Below are 20,437 nucleotides of genomic sequence, written 5' to 3'. Positions count from 1 at the left end.
CGACACCCCGCATGCGTCACCTGCTGACCCCCACCCCCACGACCGTCCGCCTGCGGCCCGCCGCCGGCGCCGCCCTCGCGCTGACGGCACTGACCGCGCTGACCTCGCTCTTCGGCCCTGCCGCCATGGCGCAGAGTTCGTCGTCGACCGGCCCGAGCCCCTACTACCTGGGCGTGTCGGCCGGCTACAACCATGCGAGCAACGTGTACCGGCAGGCCAGCGACGCCAACAGCGACAACATCACCAGCTACAGCCTGCTCGCCGGCCTGGACCAACCCATCGGCCGCCAGCGCCTGTTCGGCGATGCGACTGTGCAACGTAGCAGTTACCAAAGTAACAGCCAACTGAACAATACCGGCTACTCGATCAAGGGGGGCCTGGACTGGGCCACGATCGAGCGGCTGTCCGGCCGGCTGCTGATCAACAACCGCCGTTCGCTGGCGGACTACAACAGCAGCACCAACGGCGTTCAGCCCACCTTCGGCAAGAACATCGAGGACAACCGCCAGGCCCAGGCCATCGTCCGGCTCGGCCTGGTGACCGCCTTCAGCGCCGAGGCCATGGCCGAGCACCGCAGCCGCAGCTTCAGCGCCACCGAATACAACCGCTCGGAATACAGCCAGAACATCGGCTCGCTCGGTATTTATTACCGACCCAGCAGCGCCTGGAAGTTCGGCATCGCCGGCCGCTACACCAAGGGCCGCACGCCCTACTTCTTCGAGCCGGTCGACGCACCGGCCATCGAGGACAAGTACACCCGCAAGGACATCGACCTGACCGCCTTCTGGGCACCCAAGGGCGATTCCACACTGGATGCCCGCATCTCCAGCAGCCGCACCAGCCACAGTGCGACCGGGCAGAACAACCTGTCCGGCGCCACCGGTTCGCTGGTCTGGAACTGGATGCCGGGCGGGCGCTGGTCGCTGAACACCCGCATTGCGCGGGATTCCGGCGTGGAGACCTACTATCTGGGCATCGCCGGACTCAACTCCGACCTCAACCAGGTGGTGCGCAGCCTGCAAAGCCAGCTGAACTATGAGTTGACCGGCAAGCTGATCCTCACCGGCGGCCTGAGCTTCAGCAATGTCGAGCGCAGCGACGAGCTGGTGCTCAGCTCCAACAGCCGGGACCGCAACCGCGGCTACAACGTCGGCCTGCGCTGGCTCGCCACGCGCAGCATCGAGCTGGGTTGCAACTACAACCAGCAGCAGCGCAGCAGCAGCATCGCGACCTACGAGTTCGATGCCAAGACCTACGGCTGCTACGTGCAGGGCACACTGCGTTGAGCAGCCGCCCCGCCCCGCCCACCGACCCATCACCGAGTCACCCCATGAGCCACACCATCCTGCTGACCGGCGCAACCGGCTACATCGCTTCCCACACCTGGCTGGCGCTGCTGGCCGCCGGCTATCGCGTCATCGGCGTGGACAACTTCAGCAACAGCTCGCCCAAGGTGCTGGACCGTCTGGCCGAACTGAGCGGCCAGACGCCGCTGTTCGAGAAGCTCGATGTCTGCGACGGTGCGGCCCTGGACGCGGTGTTTGCCGAGTACCAGCCGGCGGCGGTGGTGCACTTCGCGGCCTACAAGGCGGTGGGTGAATCGACGGCCAAGCCGCTGAGCTACTACCGCAACAACCTCGACGGCCTGCTGACCGTCTGCGAGACGATGCGCCGGCACGATTGCAAGCGCATCGTGTTCTCCTCCAGCGCCACCGTCTATGGCCAGCCCAAGTCGCTGCCGCTGAGCGAGGACGCCGACCTGATGGCGGTGAACCCGTACGGCGCCACCAAGCTGATCGGCGAAGGCATCCTGCGCGACCTCGGCGCCTCGGACCCGCAATGGCAGACCGCCTGCCTGCGCTATTTCAACCCGGTCGGCGCGCATGAAAGCGGCCGCATCGGCGAAGACCCGCGCGGCATTCCCAACAACCTGATGCCCTACGTGACGCAGGTGGCCGTGGGCCGGCGGGAGAAGCTGTCGATCTTCGGCAACGACTACGACACCCCGGACGGCACCGGCGTGCGCGACTACATCCATGTGAGCGACCTCGCCGACGGCCACGTCGCCGCACTGAAGTTCCTGCTGGGTGGCAGCGAGTCGATCTGGGTCAATCTGGGCACCGGCCGCGGCTACAGCGTGCTTGAACTGGTGAATGCCTTCGCCAAGGCCTCGGGCCGCGAGATTCCCTACGACATCGTGCCGCGGCGCCCCGGTGATGTGGCCGCCTGTTATGCCGATCCCGCACTGGCGCGTGACCGCCTGGGCTGGACGGCCAAGTACGACCTGCAACGCATGTGCGAAGACAGCTGGCGTTGGCAGTCCAACAATCCGAACGGTTTCGAAGGCTGAGGCCGCGCAACCATTGAATCCAGAGGGAGCAGTCAGGTGAGCAACAAGATCAACACCCAACCCGTGATCATGGCCGGCGGCAGTGGCACACGCCTGTGGCCGCTGTCCCGCGCGGGCTATCCGAAGCAGTTCCTGGTCCTGAGCGGCAACACCAGCCTGTTCCAGCAGGCCGCCGACCGTCTGGCCGCGCTCAGCGCCGAGGACATCGAGGTCGCTGCACCCGTCATCGTCGGCAACGAAGAACACCGCTTCATGGTGCTGGATCAGCTGCGCGAGCTGAAGATCAGCCCGACCGCCGTGCTGCTCGAGCCCACCGGCCGCAACACCGCACCGGCGATCACGCTGGCGGCGCTGCAGGCCCTGGCGGAGGGCCAGGATCCGGTGCTGGTGGTCACGCCGGCCGACCAGACGGTCACCAACAGTCCCGCCTTCACCCAGGCGCTGCAGGATGCGGTCCGCCAGGCCAAAGACGGCGCCATCGTCATCCTCGGCATCACGCCGGACCGTCCCGAAACCGGCTACGGCTACATCCGCAGCGGCGCCGAAGGTGCCGGCCTGCGCGTGGAGGCGTTTGTCGAAAAGCCTGACGCTGACACCGCCCAGCGTTATCTGGACCAGGGCGGCTACTTCTGGAACAGCGGCATGTTCGTGCTGCGCGCCAGTGTCTGGATCAAGGCCCTGCAGAAGTTCCGCCCGGACATCGAAGCCGCCACCCGCGCGGCCTTCGATGCCAAGGCGGTCGACGGCCCGTTCGTGCGGCCGTCCAAGGACGCCTTCGGCATCGTCCCGTCCGAGTCGATCGACTATGCGGTGATGGAGCGCTGCCCCGGCAGCGAGTTCCCGCTGCGCATGGTGCCGCTGGATGCCGGCTGGAACGACCTGGGCGCCTGGGAGGCCGTGTGGCAGGTGGCGGACAAGGACGCCGCCGGCAATGCCACCCGCGGCGATGCCATCATCGCGGACAGCCGCAACACGCTGGTGCATGCCACCAGCCGGCTGGTGTCGGCCGTCGGCCTGGACAACGTCATCGTGGTGGAGACGCCGGATGCGGTGCTGGTCGCCGACCGCAGCAAGAGCCAGGACGTCAAGAAAATCGTCAGCCAGCTCAACGCCAGCCAGCGCGGCGAGCAGAACCTGCATCGCAAGGTCCATCGCCCCTGGGGCTGGTATGACAGCATCGACATGGGCGAGCGTTTCCAGGTCAAGCGGATCATGGTCAAGCCGGGTGCGTCGCTGAGCCTGCAGATGCATCACCACCGCGCGGAACACTGGATCGTGGTGCAGGGCACGGCCGAAGTCGTCAACGGCGACAAGACCATCATGCTCACCGAAAACCAGTCCACCTACATCCCGCTGGGCCAGGTGCATCGCCTGTCCAACCCGGGCAAGGTGCCGCTGGAAATCATCGAGGTCCAGTCCGGCTCGTATCTGGGAGAAGACGACATCGTGCGCTTCCAGGACACCTACGGCCGCAACTGAGGGATCGGCGGACCGGCAAAAACCAGCTACAAACGCGTCCTTGGATTTCAGAGCACAAGCGCGCGCTTGGGAGGAGAAGGTCGTGTCCGTGATTGCCGTCGTCGGTTTGGGTTATGTGGGGCTGCCGCTGGTGGTCGAGTTCGGGAAACAGGGCCGCACCCTCGGTTTCGACATCTCGACCGACAAGGTGGCCAAGTGCCGCGCCGGCACCGACCCCTCGCGGGAGCTGACCGACGACGAGGTGCGTGCCGCCGTGCACGCCGAATATCACAGCGATCCGGCCTGCCTGGCCGAAGCGGATGTGATCATCGTCGCGGTGCCCACCCCGGTGGATGCCGCCCACATCCCCGACTTCCGCCCCTTGGTCGGCGCCTCCACCAGCGTGGGCCGGCACCTCAAGCGCGGCGCGGTGGTGGTGTTCGAATCCACGGTCTATCCCGGCGCGACCGAAGAGGTCTGCATTCCGGTGCTGGAGCGTGAATCCGGCCTGCGCTGGAAGCAGGACTTCTTTGTCGGCTACAGCCCGGAGCGCATCAACCCGGGCGACAAGGAGCACACGCTCACCAAGATCCTCAAGATCGTCTCCGGCGACACGCCCGAGACGCTGGAGATCGTGGCCAAGACCTACGAGAAGATCATCGTGCCGGGCGTGCACCGCGCCTCCAGCATCAAGACCGCCGAGGCCGCCAAGGTCATCGAGAACACCCAGCGCGACCTCAACATCGCCCTGATGAACGAGCTGGCGATCATCTTCGAACGCCTGGGGCTGGACACCTCCGAGGTCCTGGAAGCCGCCGGCACCAAGTGGAACTTCCTCAAGTTCAAGCCGGGCCTGGTGGGCGGCCACTGCATCGGCGTGGACCCCTACTACCTGACCCACAAGGCCGACATGCTGGGCTACCACCCGCAAGTCATCCTGGCGGGGCGTCGCATCAACGACGGCATGGGCAAGTTCATCGCCGAGCAGACCATCAAGCAGATGATCGCCGCTGGCAGCGTGATCCGCGGCGCCAAGGTCAATGTGCTGGGTCTGACCTTCAAGGAAGACTGCGGCGACCTGCGCAATTCTAAGGTCATCGACATCATCCATGAGCTGCAGAGCTACGGCGTGGCGGTGCATGTGACCGATCCGGCCGCGGCCGCCGACGAGGCGATGCACGAATACGGCGTTCAGCTCTGCCGTTTCGATGAACTTCCGCAGGCCGACGCCATCGTCGCCGCCGTCGCCCACCGCGAGTACAAGGCCCTGAGCGCGGACGAACTGGCCGCCAAGCTGGTCAAAGGCGGTGCTTTTATCGACGTCAAGGCCGCTTTCAACAGCGACAATCTGCGGGCCGCCGGCCTGAAGGTCTGGCGGTTGTAAAGAGGGCCGGCCGGACACCGCCGTCCGGCCTCGCGCAGACATCGCCCCCGCCCGCACAGACCGGCGGGGTGATCCAAGGGAAGCATTCATGACGATCCTCGTCACCGGCGGCGCCGGATTCATCGGCAGCAACTTCGTACTGGACTGGCTCAAGACTTCGGACGAGCCGGTCGTCAACCTGGACGCCCTCACCTACGCGGGCAACCTCGAGAACCTGGCGTCGCTGCAGCACGACCCCCGCCATGTCTTCGTCAAGGGCGACATCTGCGACCGGGCGCTGATTGACCAGTTGCTCGCCACCCACCAGCCCCGCGCCCTGGTGCATTTCGCCGCGGAGAGCCATGTGGATCGCTCGATCCATGGCCCCGGCGCCTTCATGCGCACCAACATCGAAGGCACCTTCACCCTGCTGGAGGCCGCCCGCGGTTACTGGAGCGCGCTGCCGGCCGAGGCCAAGGCGGCCTTCCGCTTCCACCATGTCTCGACCGACGAGGTCTACGGCTCGCTCAAGCCCAGCGACCCGCCCTTCGCCGAATCGAATCCCTACGAGCCCAACAGCCCGTATTCGGCCTCCAAGGCCGCGAGCGATCACCTGGTCCGCGCCTGGCACCACACCTACGGTCTGCCGGTCGTCACCACCAACTGCAGCAACAACTACGGGCCCTATCACTTCCCCGAGAAGCTGATCCCGCTGATGATCGTCAACGCCTTGGCAGGCAAGCCGCTGCCGGTGTATGGCGACGGCCAGCAGATCCGCGACTGGCTCTATGTCACCGACCACTGCGCCGGCATCCGCGCGGTGTTGGCGGGCGGTCGGCTGGGCGAGACCTACAACATCGGCGGCTGGAACGAGAAGGCCAACATCGACATCGTGAAGACGGTCTGCGCGCTGCTGGATGAGCTCCGCCCCGATCCGGCCGGCCCCTACAGCCGGCTGATCACCTATGTCACCGATCGCCCTGGTCACGATCGTCGCTATGCGATCGATGCCCGCAAGATCGAGCGCGAACTGGGCTGGCGCCCGGCGGAGACCTTCGACACCGGCATCCGCAAGACGGTGCAGTGGTACCTGGCGAATGCCGACTGGGTCAGCCAGGTGCAGTCCGGCGCGTACCGGGACTGGGTCGCCAAGCAATATGACTGACACGCCCCGCCGGGCGTCGACAATGTCCGGGTCCGGGTTCCCTGCAGTCGCCAAGGGCGCAACGGAAGTCGACACCTGCGGGGGCAAGGTCTGCGTCGATCAGCGCCACGCGTCTGGCGCGAATCGACGCGGCGCCCGACGGCGTGCGTGAATGGCGCCTGCGGTCACCGCCGTTCGGCGGGCGTGCCGCCAGGTCGCATGAATGGGATTGAGCCATCGTGAAGATTCTTCTACTCGGCAAGAACGGCCAACTGGGCTGGGAACTGCAACGCGCGCTGGCGCCGCTGGGCGAGCTGATCGCCATCGACCGCACCGAAGGCGGTGACTTGGCCGACAGCGAACCCCTGCGCGACACGGTGCGACGCGTCGCACCGGACGTGATCGTCAATGCCGCGGCCTACACCGCCGTCGACAAGGCCCAGACCGAGACCGAGCTGGCGCATCAGATCAATGCGGTGGCACCCGGCCTGTTGGCCCAGGAAGCACGGACGCTCGGTGCGCTGCTGATCCACTACAGCACCGACTATGTGTTCGATGGCAGCGGCGACCAACCGCGCCCGGAATCTGCGCCCACTGCGCCGCTGAGCGTCTACGGCCGTACCAAGCTGGACGGCGAACAGCGCATCCGCGAAAGCGGCTGCGATGCGCTGATCCTGCGCACCAGCTGGGTCTACGCGGCACGCGGCGGCAACTTCGCCAAGACCATGCTGCGGCTGGCCGCAGAGCGCGATCAGCTCAAGGTGGTGGCCGACCAGATCGGTGCACCCACCGGCGCCGACCTGCTGGCCGACCTCACCGCCCACCTGCTGCGCGCGGCGCACCAGGACCGCTCCCTGTGCGGCGTGTACCACGCGGTGGCCAGCGGCGAGACCAGCTGGCACCGGTATGCCCAGCATGTGATTGCCCGCGCTCAGGCCAAGGGCCTGACGCTCAAGGTCAGCGCCGACCAGGTCCAGGCCCTGGCCAGCAGCGACTACCCCACCCCGGCACCGCGACCGCTCAACTCGCGGCTCGACAACACCCTGCTCCAGCAGCGCTTCGGCCTGGTCCTGCCCCCGTGGCAGACCGGCGTGGACCGCCTGCTCGACGAGATCCTCTGAGGAGACCACCGCCATGACCCCACGCTCTCCCGCAGCGTCCAGCGCGCGCAAAGGCATCATCCTGGCTGGTGGCTCCGGCACCCGGCTGCATCCGGCCACGCTGGCGATCAGCAAGCAGCTGCTGCCGGTCTACGACAAGCCGATGGTCTACTACCCGCTCAGCACCCTGATGCTGGCCGGCATGCGCGACATCCTGCTGATCAGCACCCCGCAAGACCTGCCGCGTTTCGAAGCCCTGCTGGGCGACGGCTCGCGCTGGGGCATCAACCTCCGCTACTGCGTCCAGCCGAGTCCGGACGGCCTGGCGCAGGCCTTCATCCTGGGCCGTGACTTCATCGGCGGCGCGCCGTCGGCGCTGGTGCTGGGCGACAACATCTATTACGGCCACGACTTCAAGCGCTTGCTGGACCGCGCCGATGAGCGCACCGACTGCGCGACCGTCTTCGCCTATCACGTCCACGATCCGGAGCGCTACGGCGTGGTGGAGTTCGATGCCCAGCAGCGCGCCGTCAGCATCGAGGAAAAGCCCCAGACGCCCAAGAGCAACTACGCGGTCACCGGCCTGTATTTCTATGACCGGCAGGTCTGCGACATCGCTGCCGACATCAAGCCCAGCCCGCGCGGCGAGCTTGAGATCACCGACGTCAATGCCCGCTATCTGGCCCAGCAGCAGCTGCAGGTCGAGATCATGGGTCGCGGGTATGCCTGGTTGGACACCGGCACCCATGACAGCCTGATGGAAGCCGGACAGTTCATCGCGACGCTGGAAAAGCGCCAGGGACTGAAGGTCGCCTGTCCGGAAGAGATCGCCTACCGCAACGGCTGGATCGATGCCGAGCAGCTCGAACGCCTGGCGCAGCCCATGCTGAAGAACGGCTACGGCCAATACCTGAAGCAACTGCTCAACGAGAAGATCTTCTGATGAATGTCATTCCGACCGCCCTGCCCGAGGTCCTGATCATTGAGCCGAAGGTCTTCGGCGATGCCCGCGGCTTCTTCATGGAGAGCTGGACCGAGCCCAAGTTCAATGCCGCCGTCGGCGCGGAGGTGCGCTTTGTGCAGGACAACCATTCGCGCTCCAGCCGTGGCGTGTTGCGCGGCCTGCATTTCCAGCTGCCGCCGCATGCGCAAGGCAAGCTGGTGCGCTGCACGGCGGGCGCCGTCTTCGATGTCGCGGTGGACATGCGCCGCAGCAGCGCCAACTTCGGCAAGTGGGCCGGCGTGGAACTGAGCGGCGAGAACCACCGCCAGCTCTGGATCCCGCCCGGCTTTGCACATGGCTTCCTGGTGCTGAGCGAGACGGCCGACTTCCTCTACAAGACCACCGATCTCTACGCGCCCCAGGCCGAAGGTTCGGTGCGATGGAATGATCCCGCCATCGGCATCGTGTGGCCGGACACCGGCGTCGCGCCGAAGCTGGCGGACAAGGATGCGCAGGCGCCGCTGCTCGCGGCTGCCAAGTGCTTCGACTGACGGGCCGCCCCATCCTTCACGCCCACCACGCCCTGCCATGTCCGCGCCTCTGCTGCATCTGATCGCCGGCGCGCGGCCGAACTTCATGAAGCTCGCGCCGCTGGTGCGGGCCTTGCAGGCGGACGGTCGCCTGCGCTGGCGGCTGATCCATACCGGTCAGCATCACGACAGCGCGATGAGCGGCGTGTTCTTCGATGAACTCGGCCTGCCGCCGCCGGACGTCTCGTTGGGTTGCCATGGCGGCAGCCATGCGCAGTTGACCGCCCGCATCATGCAGGCCTACGAACCCCATCTGCTGGCCGACCGGCCCGCGGCCTGCGTGGTGGTGGGCGATGTCGATTCCACCCTGGCCTGCGCGCTGACGGCCCGCAAGCTGGGCGTGCGTGTGGCGCATGTGGAGGCCGGCCTGCGCAGTGGCGACATGGCCATGCCCGAGGAAATCAACCGACGCGCCACCGACGCCATCAGCGACTGGCTGTTCACCACCGAGCCCAGCGCTACCGCGCACCTGCGGCGCGAGGGGCATCCGGACAGCCGCATCCATGAGGTCGGCCATGTGATGGTGGACAACCTGCTCCACCAGCACCGCCAACTGGCCGGTGCGGTGCAGGCGGACTGGCCGGGTCAGGCCGAACGTCAGATCGCGCTGGCGCAGGCGGGCCGCTACGGTGTGGTCACGCTCCACCGCCCGTCGAATGTCGACGACCCGACGCAACTGGACGCGTTGATCCGTGCGCTGGCGACGCTGTCACTGCAGTTGCCGCTGCTGTTCCCGGTGCATCCCCGCACACGGGCGCGGATGGATGCGATCTCGATGTCCACGCTGCTCGCCCTGCCGCCGTCACTGCACCTGCTGCCGCCGTTGCCGTATCAGGCTTTCCTGGCGCTGTGGAGCGAGGCGGCACTGGTGCTGACCGACAGCGGCGGACTGCAGGAGGAGACGACGGCGCTTGGGATTCCGTGCCTGACGTTGAGGGAGACGACGGAGCGGCCGATTACCCTCACCCAGGGCACCAATCGACTCATTGGACGTAATCCGTCTGGACTGGTGGAAGAAGCGCTGCGGCACGCTCAGCCCGCCCGTCTCTCCCGCATTTCACGCCCGCCACTCTGGGATGGTCACGCCGCAGAGCGCATCGTGAGCTTGCTGGCCCGAGACCTCGTCACACTCAATTGACCCCTGGTGCCAGCGGGCAATGATGAGAGATCGCGGCGGGGCTGTTGACGCCAGCGCCCGTGGCCCCACGATTCAGTCCGTCTCCAGCGTCAGTTGGTATCCAGCGCCGGCATGGCCTTCACCAGATCATCGATGGCCTTGACCTGCTCCAGGAAAGGCTTGAGCTGGGACAGGCGCAGGGCACTCGGGCCGTCGCAACGCGCCTTCTCAGGCTCCGGATGCGACTCCAGGAACAGTCCCGCCAGACCCACCGCCATCCCCGCACGGGCCAGCTCGGTCACCTGACCGCGACGACCTCCGGATGCGGCCGCGCCCGACTCTCGCTGCTGCAACGCATGGGTCACGTCAAAGATCACCGGCTTGCCGCCGCTGACCTGCTTCATCACACCGAAACCCAGCATGTCCACGACCAGGTTGTCGTAACCGAACTGCGCGCCACGGTCGCACAGCATCAGGTTCGGATTGCCGCCTTCTTCGAACTTCTCGACGATGTTCTTCATTTGCGGCGGGCTGACAAACTGCGGCTTCTTGATGTTGATCACCCGACCGGTCTTGGCCAGCGCAATCACCAGATCCGTCTGACGGGCCAGGAAGGCCGGCAGTTGCAGCACATCGCACACCGCGGCCACCTCAGCGGCCTGGTAAGGCTCATGCACATCGGTCAGCACCGCCACGCCGTGGGCCTTCTTCACCGCTTCGAAGATCTTCAGACCGGCTTCCAGGCCTGGTCCGCGATAGCTCTTGATGGACGACCGGTTGGCCTTGTCGAAGGACGCCTTGAAGACGTAAGGGATGCCCAGCTCCTGGGTCACCCGCACATATTCACCGCACACATCCACCGCGAACTGCTCGGACTCCAGCACGTTCACGCCGCCGAACAGCACGAACGGCTTCTCGTTGTCCACTTCGATCTGATTGATCTTGACCATGTCGGATCCTGTCTTCTGTTTTCTGACTTCTGTTTTCTGATGGCCGACCACCCACGGCCGACGAGGCACGTCGAGTGATCTGAGGCGAAAGCTTAACGCCGACGAGCCCAGCGTCCGGCAAATGGGTCCGGGTGGAACGTCTGCCGACGCAGCATCGACAGATCAAGGCGCATCACGCCGTCGGGGCCGTCGTTCCGCGCCCAATTGCATGATGCTCGATGCCCAGCAGCTTCATCGTCGCCGGCTCATACAGATTCCGGCCATCGAAGACCACCGCCTGATTGAGCTCCGACTTGATCCGGTCGAAATCCGGCGTGCGGAATTCCTTCCATTCGGTGATGACAATCAGGGCGTCAGAATTGGCCAAGGCGTGATCCGCGCGCTCGCAGAAGCTCACCCCCGGCACATGGCTGAGCAGCTTCGCCGCTTCGCTCATCGCGACCGGGTCATAGGCCGCCACGGCGGCCCCGCGTTTGCTTAACTCATGAATCACTACCAGCGACGGTGCTTCGCGCATGTCGTCGGTATTGGGTTTGAAAGCCAGACCCCATAGCGCGAAGCGTTTCCCGCTCAGGTCCTCGCCAAAACGAGCCACCACCTTGTCCACCAGCACCCGCTTCTGACGCTCGTTCGCTTCTTCCACAGCGTTCAGCACATGCAAGGGCTGATCGTGCTCACGGCCGGTTCGTACCAGCGCTTTCACATCCTTCGGGAAGCATGAACCGCCGTAACCGGCACCGGCATAAAGGAACTGGTAGCCGATACGCGGGTCTGAACCAATCCCGCGACGCACCAATTCGATGTCTGCGCCCACCTGTTCTGCCAACAGTGCCAGTTCATTCATGAAACTGATGCGGGTCGCCAGCATCGCGTTGGCCGCGTACTTGGTGAACTCAGCGCTGCGCACATCCATCACCATCAAGCGATCGTGACTGCGGGTGAACGGCGCATAGAGCGCGCGCATCATCAGCGTAGCCTGATCATCGTCTGAACCGACGATGATTCGGTCCGGCTTCATGAAGTCCTCGATCGCCGCGCCCTCTTTGAGGAACTCGGGATTCGACACCACCGAGAAGCCGATCGGCGTGCCGCGTTGCGCAAGTTCGGCATCGATGGCAGCGCGCACCCTGTCGGCGGTGCCCACCGGCACGGTGCTCTTGTCGACCACCACCTTGTAGTCGGTCATGCGCTGACCGATGGAACGTGCCGCGCTGAGCACGTATTGCAAGTCGGCCGATCCATCTTCGCCCGGCGGCGTGCCAACGGCGATGAACAGAATGGTCCCGTGGCTGATCGCCGCATCCACGTCGGTGGTGAATTGCAGGCGTCCGGCAGCGACGTTGCGCGAGACCACGGCGTCAAGGCCCGGTTCATGGATCGGGATGCCGCCATCGTTCAGCATCTTGATCTTCTCGGCGTTCACATCCAGGCACACCACATGGTTACCCATTTCCGCCAGGCAGGCGCCGGTGACCAACCCTACATAGCCGGTACCGATCGTCGTGACTTTCATGCGCTGACTCCCAATTTAACGCCCACTTCAAAAGACTTGGCCCGCCCCAACGGCGGATCGAAATTCGTATCCAGACTTCGTTCGCGCCCGCAGCAGTTGCGCCCACGCCCAAGCGCGGGATCATCGGGCCGGGACATGTCTAGACCTTGTAGTACTCGCGATACCAGGCAACGAAACGTTGGATGCCTTCCGGCACCGGCATCGCCGGCCGAAAGCCGGTCCAGGCCGCCAGCTCCTCGACGTCCGCGTGCGTGGCGGGCACATCACCATCTTGCAACGGCATGAAGTCCTTCTTCGCTTCCTGCCCGACGGCCTTCTCGATCGCGCCGATGAAGTCCATCAACGGAATCGGGTCGTGGTTGCCGATGTTGAAGACGCGGTAAGGCGCGCTGGAGCGTGCGGGGTCCGCGGCGATCGGGTCATACGCCGGATCGGCGGTAGCCACACGGTCAAGCACACGCACCACGCCCTCGGCGATGTCGTCGATATAGGTGAAGTCGCGAATCATCCGGCCATGGTTGAACACCTTGATGGGCTCTCCCGCCAGGATGGCCTTGGTGAACAGGAACAGGGCCATGTCCGGCCGTCCCCAAGGCCCGTAGACGGTGAAAAAGCGCAGACCGGTCGTCGGCAGGTCGAACAGATGGCTGTAGGTGTGCGCCATCAGCTCATTGGCCTTCTTGGTCGCGGCATACAGGCTGACCGGATGGTCCACGCCGTGATGCTCGCTGAACGGCATCAGCGTGTTGCCACCGTAGACACTCGAGCTGGAGGCATACACCAGATGCTGTACGCGGTGATGGCGGCAGCCTTCCAGGATGTTGGTGAAGCCGACGATGTTCGATTCGATGTATGCGTGCGGATTCTCCAGCGAATAGCGCACACCCGCTTGAGCGGCCAGGTGGACCACCCGGTCGAACCGGTGCTGGGCGAAAAGCGCTGACATCCCTTCGCGATCAGCCACATCCAGCTTCACGAATTGGAAGGCAGGGTGCGAGGTCAGCCGAGCCAGGCGGTTCTGCTTGAGCTGCGGGTCGTAGTAGTCATTGAGGTTGTCCAGGCCGATGACCTGGTCACCCCGCGCCAGGAGAATCTGGCTGACATGCATGCCGATGAAGCCGGCGGCGCCGGTGACGAGTACTTTCAAGCCTGCTCCCGCGTTGAGCGTTGCGAATCACCTCCGATTCTCGCCCAGGCGGACGCACCCGCCCTCAGCGAGTCCCCGCTCAGTCAGGGGTTGGCAAGCAGGTTTCGTGCGACTGTGAAAGCATTCAGCTCACGAATGGGGTGCGGAACCACCAACTGCGCCACCCGGGACCGGGACGGAAGGACCGTGAACGGCGGCCGCCATGGCCAGTCCCGGCAACCGCAGCGAAGCGCCCGCTTCAGACGGATCAGGCTTGGCTGTCTGACTGATCAGGCGGTCGCCGTGCGAATGTCCCGATGCCCCAGCAACCGCTGCCGCCACGTCGGCGGCATTTCGAAGAGCGCCATGGCCGCGCGGCCATGCGCCCAGCGCCACACGCACCAAGGCACGACCATCCCGGCTGTCACCCCGGCCACCAGATGGACGGCGGGATCCCGGATTCCCATCACTTTGAGCAATACGATACGAACACCGCTGGCCACGAGGATGTGCAGGAGAAAGATGGCCATCGACCCGCGCCCAAATGAGGCCAGTACCGCCCCACGGCGGCGCGCATCCAGAGCGATCGCCAGCAGCATGACGAGGCAGGTGCCAAACACAGCTGCGGCCAGACGGAAGGCCTTTGGCCAGTCGACGCTCTGCGATTGCATCCACAGCACAGCAACCCCGCTCACCAAGGCGCCGGCCAGCAGCAAGCGCGAGGCTGCCGACGCGCTCATCCGCCTTGCACCGAGCCAGGCGCCCAACGCAAAGAACAGCAGGTGACTGGACACCAACGCCAGCGGCATCGGCCAGTCACGTCGCTGCAAGGCGAAGGCGACGCCACCCAGGAGGATGAGTGCCAGCACCCCGCGGCGTGGCTGTTTGAAACACAGCAGCAGCGCCAGCAGGCTCATGAGAAACAGCGCATACAGGAACCAGAACTGAGCCCGCGGCGCCCAGCCGAGTGCCAGAACCTCCCCCACCGCGAGCGGCTTGCTGGTCCAGCCGGACAGCAACAGCTCCACCCCGCCCTGCAACAACGACCACAGCACGTACGGATAGAGCACCGTGGCCACGCGGCCCACCAAGTAATCCTTCGGACCGCGCCGCGTCAGGGATCCGACGAAAAACCAGCCGGACAGCAAGAAGAACAGCGGCATGTGGAAGCTGTAGATCAGCGCATCCGCGTGAGCGAACCACCACAGGTCCATGGGGACCCCGCCGTTCACCAACCCGCGCGCCACATGCCCGTAAACGACGAGGAAAATCCCCATGCCTTTGGCGACATCGATCCAGTCCGCGCGGTGAGAAGCCACCGGCGGGGGTGACGCGAGCGGCGGTCGGAGCGACTGTGTCACCGGCATGTTCATCGTGGATCCAGCACCTCACGCTTGCGAAGGCCCTGCTTCTGCTTGAGCACAAGATAGTGCCGCCCTTGCGCGACCAACTCTCGGAACGCTTCCATGTCCCGCGAACCGATCTGCGTCGCCGGGTTGCCCCCGAGGATCGCGCCGGCGGGATGGGATTTGGTCACCACCGCGCCCGCGCCGACAATGGTTCCTTCGCGCAAGGTCACGCCGGGCAAGATCATCGCCCGCATGCCGACCCAGACAAACCGCTCGATCGTCACCGGACGAAGCAGGTCGACCTCGTCGTAGGGCACCATGGACGCGCCCCTGTAGCGATGCATCGAGGTCATCACGGCAACACCGGGCGCGAAGATCACGTGATCGTGGATGGTCAGGCCGCCTTGACCGTTGAAATAACCATTGCCTTCGATATGCACATGGCTGCCAAGGGAGATCCGTTCCGGAAAGACAAAATCGTTTCCCGGAGCGATGCCACACCCCTCCCCCTTGGCCTTGAATGCGATCGGTGCTGTCGATTGTCCCAACAACTTTCTTACGATCCGCGAAATCAAACCCATCTCGTCAATCTCCAATCATCACTATCCGAAACGGCGAGAAGGCCGAGGGCCTTCAGAGAGCCCGCGCGTTGGCCCATGCAGTTCCGTCACCGAAAGCAGGGCCGGACGGGCCCACCCATCGCCCATCAGGTTCGCTTCAACTTGCGCCGTACCTTGTCCATCGCCAAGGCGCGGTGCTCAGGCCGGAGGAAGACCGTCCACAACAAGACAGCACCGAAGGCCCCAACCCCGCAAACGGATCCCCCCAGACTGAGCCAGGACGCTGGGGACAGGCTGCGGGACACCGTCAGTGAGGCCAGGAAGATCAGCACCGCCATCAGCAGGATAGGCAGCGCCTCCCGGGCGAAGGTCCACCAGGGGCGATCCAAGATGCGAGCGGCGTACAGCGGCGTGAACACCAGGTTGCGCAGCAGCAAGACAAGCCCCCCAGCAATCGCGATGCCATACAGGCCCCACACCTTGGCCAAGGCAATCGCCAGGCCCAGGTTCACCACGCCCGCCACCACCTGCAAGATGCCGGGCAGTCGCACATGGTTGGTGGCAAGGCTGATGTTGTGCAGTGGGAGGTAGGCCAGATTGAGCGCCAGATGGGCCGTGGCAATCACCATCACCAGCGACAACGGTGCGAATTCCGGGCCCAGCCAGACACGCAGGATGGACTCGGAAAAACCGCAGACGATGCCGATCGGAATGGCCATCACCAGACCCAGATGGCGCACCGACGACCGTGCATAGTCGATCATTTCCTGGATTCGATTCTGGGCATGCAGCGTGAGGATCGTGGGACCAAACACGCCCGACACCACCAGGGCAAAGTTGCGCAGCAGCAGCGACCACTGCAGCACCAGCGCATATTGACCTGCCGCTGCAGCGCCAACCACCTTGTTGGCCACCAGCAGATCGATGTTGATCAGCAGCAAGGTACCGATCTGACTGATGAACACCCATCCACCGGTGCCGCTGACCTCCTTGACGACCGGCCAGGAGAATGCGCTCAGTTGAGGACGAAGCGAAGGTGCCAGACGGCGCGCCGCCACGATCACCACCGCAATCGTAGCCACCGCCGCTGCCAGAACGCTCGCCCCGACGTGCCACAACTGGGGCGTCGCCAAACGAAACAGCACCAGCACCACGGTGACCCGAAGAACCAAGCCGAGGATGTTGCCCAGATTCTGGAGGTCAAAGCGGTTGTGGCTGTAGACCACCGACTGGAAGGGAGTCCCCAAGGTCGTCACCGCGAGCCCACCCACGGTGAGGAAGAACAACCATCCTGCATCCCGCTCCCAACCCGCAGGCACTTCAATCCATTGCGCGATGTGGGTCAGCAGTGGCAAGCCGAGCACGCACATCAACAGTGCCACCAGTACGCCGGCCCAAAGGGACGAATTGAAGATGCTGCTGGCGCGCGCGTGATCACCGCCACTCAGCGCCACGGTGAGGTGACGCCCCACTGCGGCATTCAAACCGGCGGTGATGACATTGAAGTAGCCAGCGACGGTCACCGCGAGCGGCACCATCCCGTAGGCAGCGACGCCCAGCTGGCGAACCAGAAAGGACACCAGCCATAACGAGACGACGATGTTGAGCGCGAAGAATGCGACGTTGCTGACCAGATTGGCCCCGAGCCTGCCTTTGCTCACGTCAGGACCTGCTGGTGGAGGAGACTGCAGTTCCGGCGGACGTCGCCGATCTCGGGGCGCGCTTAAGCCGACCCAGGGCGCGATACAGCGCCTGGGGCAACAGACTCATCCGCAACAGCCTGCGGCGTTCGCCGGCAAAGACGGTCGTCCTGCAGGACTGCAGCACCGCGCGGCCCGCCGCCTTGTCGCCCCACTTGATTTGATGATGGGCATGGGCCAAGCGGAAGAAGTTGTGGAACTCCTCCATGTCTTCGGCCACCTGCCTGGCCTCGGGATGGGCCCGCACCCAGGCCTCATCGGTATCGAAAAAGACATAACGTGCCGGCGGCGCGTGATTGACCAGCGCCCGGTTGTCGCCATCGGCGTGGTAGCAGGGCCCTGGCTTGCTATCAAACACAATGGTCCCGATGAACAACAGACGGATCCAGGTGTCGATGTCTTCCCCCAGGCGAATGCCGGCCGGAAAGCCCCCAACGCGCTGAATGGCGGCTCGACTCACGGCGACGGCCGACGAGAACACGGGCGTGCCGTGCCGAGCAATTCGGAAGAAGTTCTCCGGAGTCAGCAGCACACGTGGCTCCGAGACCACCGTCACTCCCGGCGTCTTCCCACCTGCGACATCGACAACGAAATAGTTCAACGCCCATGCCACCGCGTCGGGATGTGCGGTGCGCATCTGCCAAAGCCGGTCCAGGTGATCGGGAAACCAGGCGTCATCGCCGTCGAGAAAGGCCACGGTGTCACTGCGTGCCAATTCGACGCCACGGTTGCGTGCGACCGATACACCGCCGTTGGCCTGCCGGTGCAGACGCACGCGAGGATCGGCATAGGCCGCCACGACCTGCGCACTGCGGTCCTTGGAGCCGTCGTCCACGACTACGATCTCGAAATCCTGGAAGGACTGGGCCAGCACCGAATCAATGGCCCGGGCGATCTGACCTTCCTTGTTGTAGAGCGGAATGACGACGGAGAAGCGAGGTGGTTCGACGGACATCGGAGCAGCGTTCAATAGGAGTCGGACGATTCGGGCAGGGCTCAGCGTCAGGCCAGATCCCACCAGGAGGGTTCCAACAGGCGCCTTCCCGTGCGATCGGACAACGAGCACATGACGATAGACACCGCGTCAGCGGCGCCCCTCGCAATACGGCGCTGCGGTGAAATTCACCCGGGCCAATTCACGGGAGTCATCGACGCTGCGGGCACAGAGACGATGCGGACGTCCCTCGGCGGCCAACCGCGTCAATCGACGGGCGGTCTCCACCGGATCGACCGTGGCATCGCCCACGCGTCCCTCCGCCGTATAGCCGATCTCATCGAGGAAGTCGCCGCACTTGCGGTGGTACTCCACCAAGATGAAGGGCACGCCCGCGGTGTAGGCCAGGATGCAAGCATGCAGTCGCACGCCGAAGATCGCATCGCAACGCGACAGCTCGGCATACACCACCTTGGGATCATCGCAATACGGAAGCTTCTCGACATGCGGATAGCCGTCCAACGACGCGATCACCTCATCGGTGACCGCCTCATCACCCGATGCTGCGTGCCCATTGAATACAAAGAACCGCAGCGCGAATCCCTCTGCCGCCAAGGCTTTGACGGTGGCCTTGACCGACGCCACGCGGCGCTGTTCCTTGCCGACATCGCCACCGTGATAGCGCTCGACATTGCACACGCTCACGCCGATGACCGGCCGACCGGTGGCCCGCTGCGGCAAGGCCGGGGGCGGGCTGTCGGCCATCACATCCAGCATCAGCAACGCGGGGTCGAACGACTGGATCACCGGCGTTTCCACATTCATCGCTTTCACGATGTCGAAGGACGCACGGTCGCGCACGGCGATGTAACTCATTTCGGAGATCAATTTGCGGATCTCACGCTCGCCTTCCGCCGACTTGAACGGCCCCACAGAGACGCCGGCCGCTGCAATGGACTTGCGCCCGACCTTTTGAACGAGCGTCTGACGCAGCAGATTCACCCAGAGTTCTTGCGGTGAATGCAGCGTCGACCCGCCGAAATACACCATATGGCGTGCGCCCATGCCTGAGAGCGTGCGCGAGACGGTCTGCTGCCCGGGGTAGCGCCGAGCGGTCGGGATGATGGCGTGCGCTGGCTGACTCAATACCGGCAACTCGGTCGCCACGAAGGCGAGGTCACGGGCACCCCAATACTTGCGGCTGCCCCAGTCCGCGACGACGCAGAAGACATCGTCGCCAGTGTTGCGGTATCCGTAATAGCCGTTGAACAGGAAGTCGGTCATGCGAATGCGGAGATGAGAAACAAGGAATTCAGGCAGACCACTGAATGTGGCCCCACCCGTTCGATCAAGAGACGGTGACGCGACCGCGCCGCGTGGCCGCCCGCCACAGCAGGCCCACCGCGAACGGAATGCCGTCCACCAGGTAACGTCGCGCCAGTCGGCCCGGCTCCTGCGTCAGCCGATGCAGCCATTCCAGGCCGCTGCGCTGCATCCAACCGGGCGCGCGTTTCACATCGCCGGCCACGAAGCTGAAGCTAACGCCCACGCCGAGGTACCAGGCTTGCGGCGCCAACGGCCGCAGGCGCTGGATCAGCTTCTCCTGCTTGGGCGAGCCCAGACCGATGAACACGATGTGCGGGCGCCCTTCCGTCAGCAACTGCTGGATCCGAGCCATCTCGGCGGGCTGCTGTTCGAAGCCGAAGGGCGGGCACAGGCACAGCACGCTGCCCGGCGCGGCCTGGGGCAGCAGCTTGGCCGCCGCGGCCTCTGCGGCACCTTCATTGCCGCCGATCATCGCGATGCGCAGTCCCGCCGCATGGGCCTTGCCGACCAGCTCCACGAACAGGTCCGAGCCGGTCAGACGCGCCGGCAGCGGCGTGCCCTGCAACTGGCTGGCCCAGATGATGGGACGGCCGTCGGCGGTGAAGACATTCGCATCGGCCACCACGGCACGGAAGTCGGCGTCCAGCCGCCAGCGCCGAAGGATGTCGATGTTGGGCGTCACCACCCAGCCACCGCGGCCCGCCGCCGCTTGCGCGACGATGTGGTCCGCCAGCGGCGACACGGTGGTGTTGACGAAGGGCAGCCCGTCGACGGGGATCGTCGGCAGGCCGGCAGCGGCGGTGGCAGTCAGGGTCGAATCGGCGGTCATGGCGGTCATGGCATTCGGAAGGGGTTCGGCGTCTGGCGGCTCATCGTGGCGTCATCGGGTCCGGGCAGGTCGCGCGTGCGGTGCG

18 protein-coding genes are annotated in these 20,437 nt (G+C 65.1%); 9 read left to right on the top strand and 9 right to left on the bottom strand.

Going from position 1 to position 20,437, the window contains the following annotated elements; translation table 11 throughout:
• Positions 1-11 precede the first annotated feature (11 nt).
• From N4261_RS06195 to wecB, 9 genes are all read left to right on the top strand, one after another.
• The gene (locus tag N4261_RS06195) at positions 12-1,286 is read left to right on the top strand and encodes a porin family protein (RefSeq protein ID WP_261759333.1); all 1,275 of its coding nucleotides are present in this window, start codon (positions 12-14) and stop codon (positions 1,284-1,286) included.
• 44 nt (positions 1,287-1,330) lie between these two features.
• Positions 1,331-2,350 carry a UDP-glucose 4-epimerase GalE gene (galE, locus tag N4261_RS06190; RefSeq protein ID WP_261759332.1) on the top strand — a complete coding sequence of 340 codons (1,020 nt, stop codon included), beginning with the start codon at positions 1,331-1,333 and terminating at the stop codon, positions 2,348-2,350.
• Between the two features lie 69 nt (positions 2,351-2,419).
• Positions 2,420-3,829, top strand: coding sequence for a mannose-1-phosphate guanylyltransferase/mannose-6-phosphate isomerase (locus N4261_RS06185; RefSeq protein WP_261760624.1), 1,410 nt, complete (start codon positions 2,420-2,422; stop codon positions 3,827-3,829).
• A gap of 82 nt (positions 3,830-3,911) precedes the next feature.
• Positions 3,912-5,192: a nucleotide sugar dehydrogenase gene (locus N4261_RS06180; protein ID WP_261759331.1), complete on the top strand. Its 1,281-nt coding sequence runs from the start codon at positions 3,912-3,914 to the stop codon at positions 5,190-5,192.
• A gap of 88 nt (positions 5,193-5,280) precedes the next feature.
• A complete protein-coding gene (gene rfbB, locus N4261_RS06175; protein WP_261759330.1) occupies positions 5,281-6,336 on the top strand; it encodes a dTDP-glucose 4,6-dehydratase in 1,056 nt (351 codons plus the stop codon).
• 218 nt (positions 6,337-6,554) lie between these two features.
• The gene (gene rfbD / locus N4261_RS06170; RefSeq protein WP_261759329.1) at positions 6,555-7,436 is read left to right on the top strand and encodes a dTDP-4-dehydrorhamnose reductase; all 882 of its coding nucleotides are present in this window, start codon (positions 6,555-6,557) and stop codon (positions 7,434-7,436) included.
• A 13-nt stretch (positions 7,437-7,449) separates the two neighbouring features.
• Positions 7,450-8,358, top strand: coding sequence for a glucose-1-phosphate thymidylyltransferase RfbA (rfbA, locus tag N4261_RS06165; protein WP_261759328.1), 909 nt, complete (start codon positions 7,450-7,452; stop codon positions 8,356-8,358).
• A complete protein-coding gene (gene rfbC, locus N4261_RS06160; RefSeq protein WP_261759327.1) occupies positions 8,358-8,909 on the top strand; it encodes a dTDP-4-dehydrorhamnose 3,5-epimerase in 552 nt (183 codons plus the stop codon). Before rfbA ends, rfbC begins: the two co-directional genes overlap by 1 nt.
• Positions 8,910-8,946: 37 nt before the next feature.
• The gene (gene wecB / locus N4261_RS06155) at positions 8,947-10,086 is read left to right on the top strand and encodes a non-hydrolyzing UDP-N-acetylglucosamine 2-epimerase (RefSeq protein ID WP_261759326.1); all 1,140 of its coding nucleotides are present in this window, start codon (positions 8,947-8,949) and stop codon (positions 10,084-10,086) included.
• A gap of 89 nt (positions 10,087-10,175) precedes the next feature.
• Here wecB and kdsA read toward each other — a convergent pair whose 3' ends face one another.
• From kdsA to N4261_RS06110, 9 genes are all read right to left on the bottom strand, one after another.
• Positions 10,176-11,015, bottom strand: a complete 840-nt coding sequence (gene kdsA, locus N4261_RS06150) for a 3-deoxy-8-phosphooctulonate synthase (protein ID WP_261759325.1) — start codon at positions 11,013-11,015, stop codon at positions 10,176-10,178.
• 172 nt (positions 11,016-11,187) lie between these two features.
• Complete coding sequence (locus N4261_RS06145; RefSeq protein WP_261759324.1) at positions 11,188-12,528, bottom strand: UDP-glucose dehydrogenase family protein; 1,341 nt, start codon at positions 12,526-12,528, stop codon at positions 11,188-11,190.
• A 139-nt stretch (positions 12,529-12,667) separates the two neighbouring features.
• The gene (locus N4261_RS06140; RefSeq protein WP_261759323.1) at positions 12,668-13,675 is read right to left on the bottom strand and encodes an NAD-dependent epimerase; all 1,008 of its coding nucleotides are present in this window, start codon (positions 13,673-13,675) and stop codon (positions 12,668-12,670) included.
• A gap of 269 nt (positions 13,676-13,944) precedes the next feature.
• Positions 13,945-15,027, bottom strand: a complete 1,083-nt coding sequence (locus tag N4261_RS06135) for an acyltransferase family protein (protein WP_261759322.1) — start codon at positions 15,025-15,027, stop codon at positions 13,945-13,947.
• Positions 15,024-15,599 (bottom strand): acyltransferase, encoded by a 576-nt coding sequence (locus N4261_RS26025; protein WP_290428851.1) that lies wholly within the window; start codon positions 15,597-15,599, stop codon positions 15,024-15,026. Before N4261_RS26025 ends, N4261_RS06135 begins: the two co-directional genes overlap by 4 nt.
• A 110-nt stretch (positions 15,600-15,709) precedes the next feature.
• Entirely contained in the window at positions 15,710-17,224 is a 1,515-nt protein-coding gene (locus N4261_RS06125) for a lipopolysaccharide biosynthesis protein (RefSeq protein WP_261759321.1), read from the bottom strand.
• A gap of 1 nt (position 17,225) precedes the next feature.
• Complete coding sequence (locus N4261_RS06120; protein WP_261759320.1) at positions 17,226-18,233, bottom strand: glycosyltransferase family 2 protein; 1,008 nt, start codon at positions 18,231-18,233, stop codon at positions 17,226-17,228.
• Between the two features lie 114 nt (positions 18,234-18,347).
• Entirely contained in the window at positions 18,348-19,481 is a 1,134-nt protein-coding gene (locus tag N4261_RS06115; RefSeq protein ID WP_261759319.1) for a polysaccharide pyruvyl transferase family protein, read from the bottom strand.
• Positions 19,482-19,545: 64 nt separating this feature from the next.
• Complete coding sequence (locus N4261_RS06110; RefSeq protein WP_261759318.1) at positions 19,546-20,361, bottom strand: WecB/TagA/CpsF family glycosyltransferase; 816 nt, start codon at positions 20,359-20,361, stop codon at positions 19,546-19,548.
• Positions 20,362-20,437 lie beyond the last annotated feature (76 nt).

Origin of the sequence: Roseateles amylovorans (assembly GCF_025398155.2) — a bacterium.
GTDB classification, from domain to species: Bacteria; Pseudomonadota; Gammaproteobacteria; order Burkholderiales; family Burkholderiaceae_C; genus Roseateles; species Roseateles amylovorans.
The sequence above is the reverse complement of the archived record's forward strand: the minus strand, read 5'-3'. Positions and strand labels throughout refer to the sequence as shown.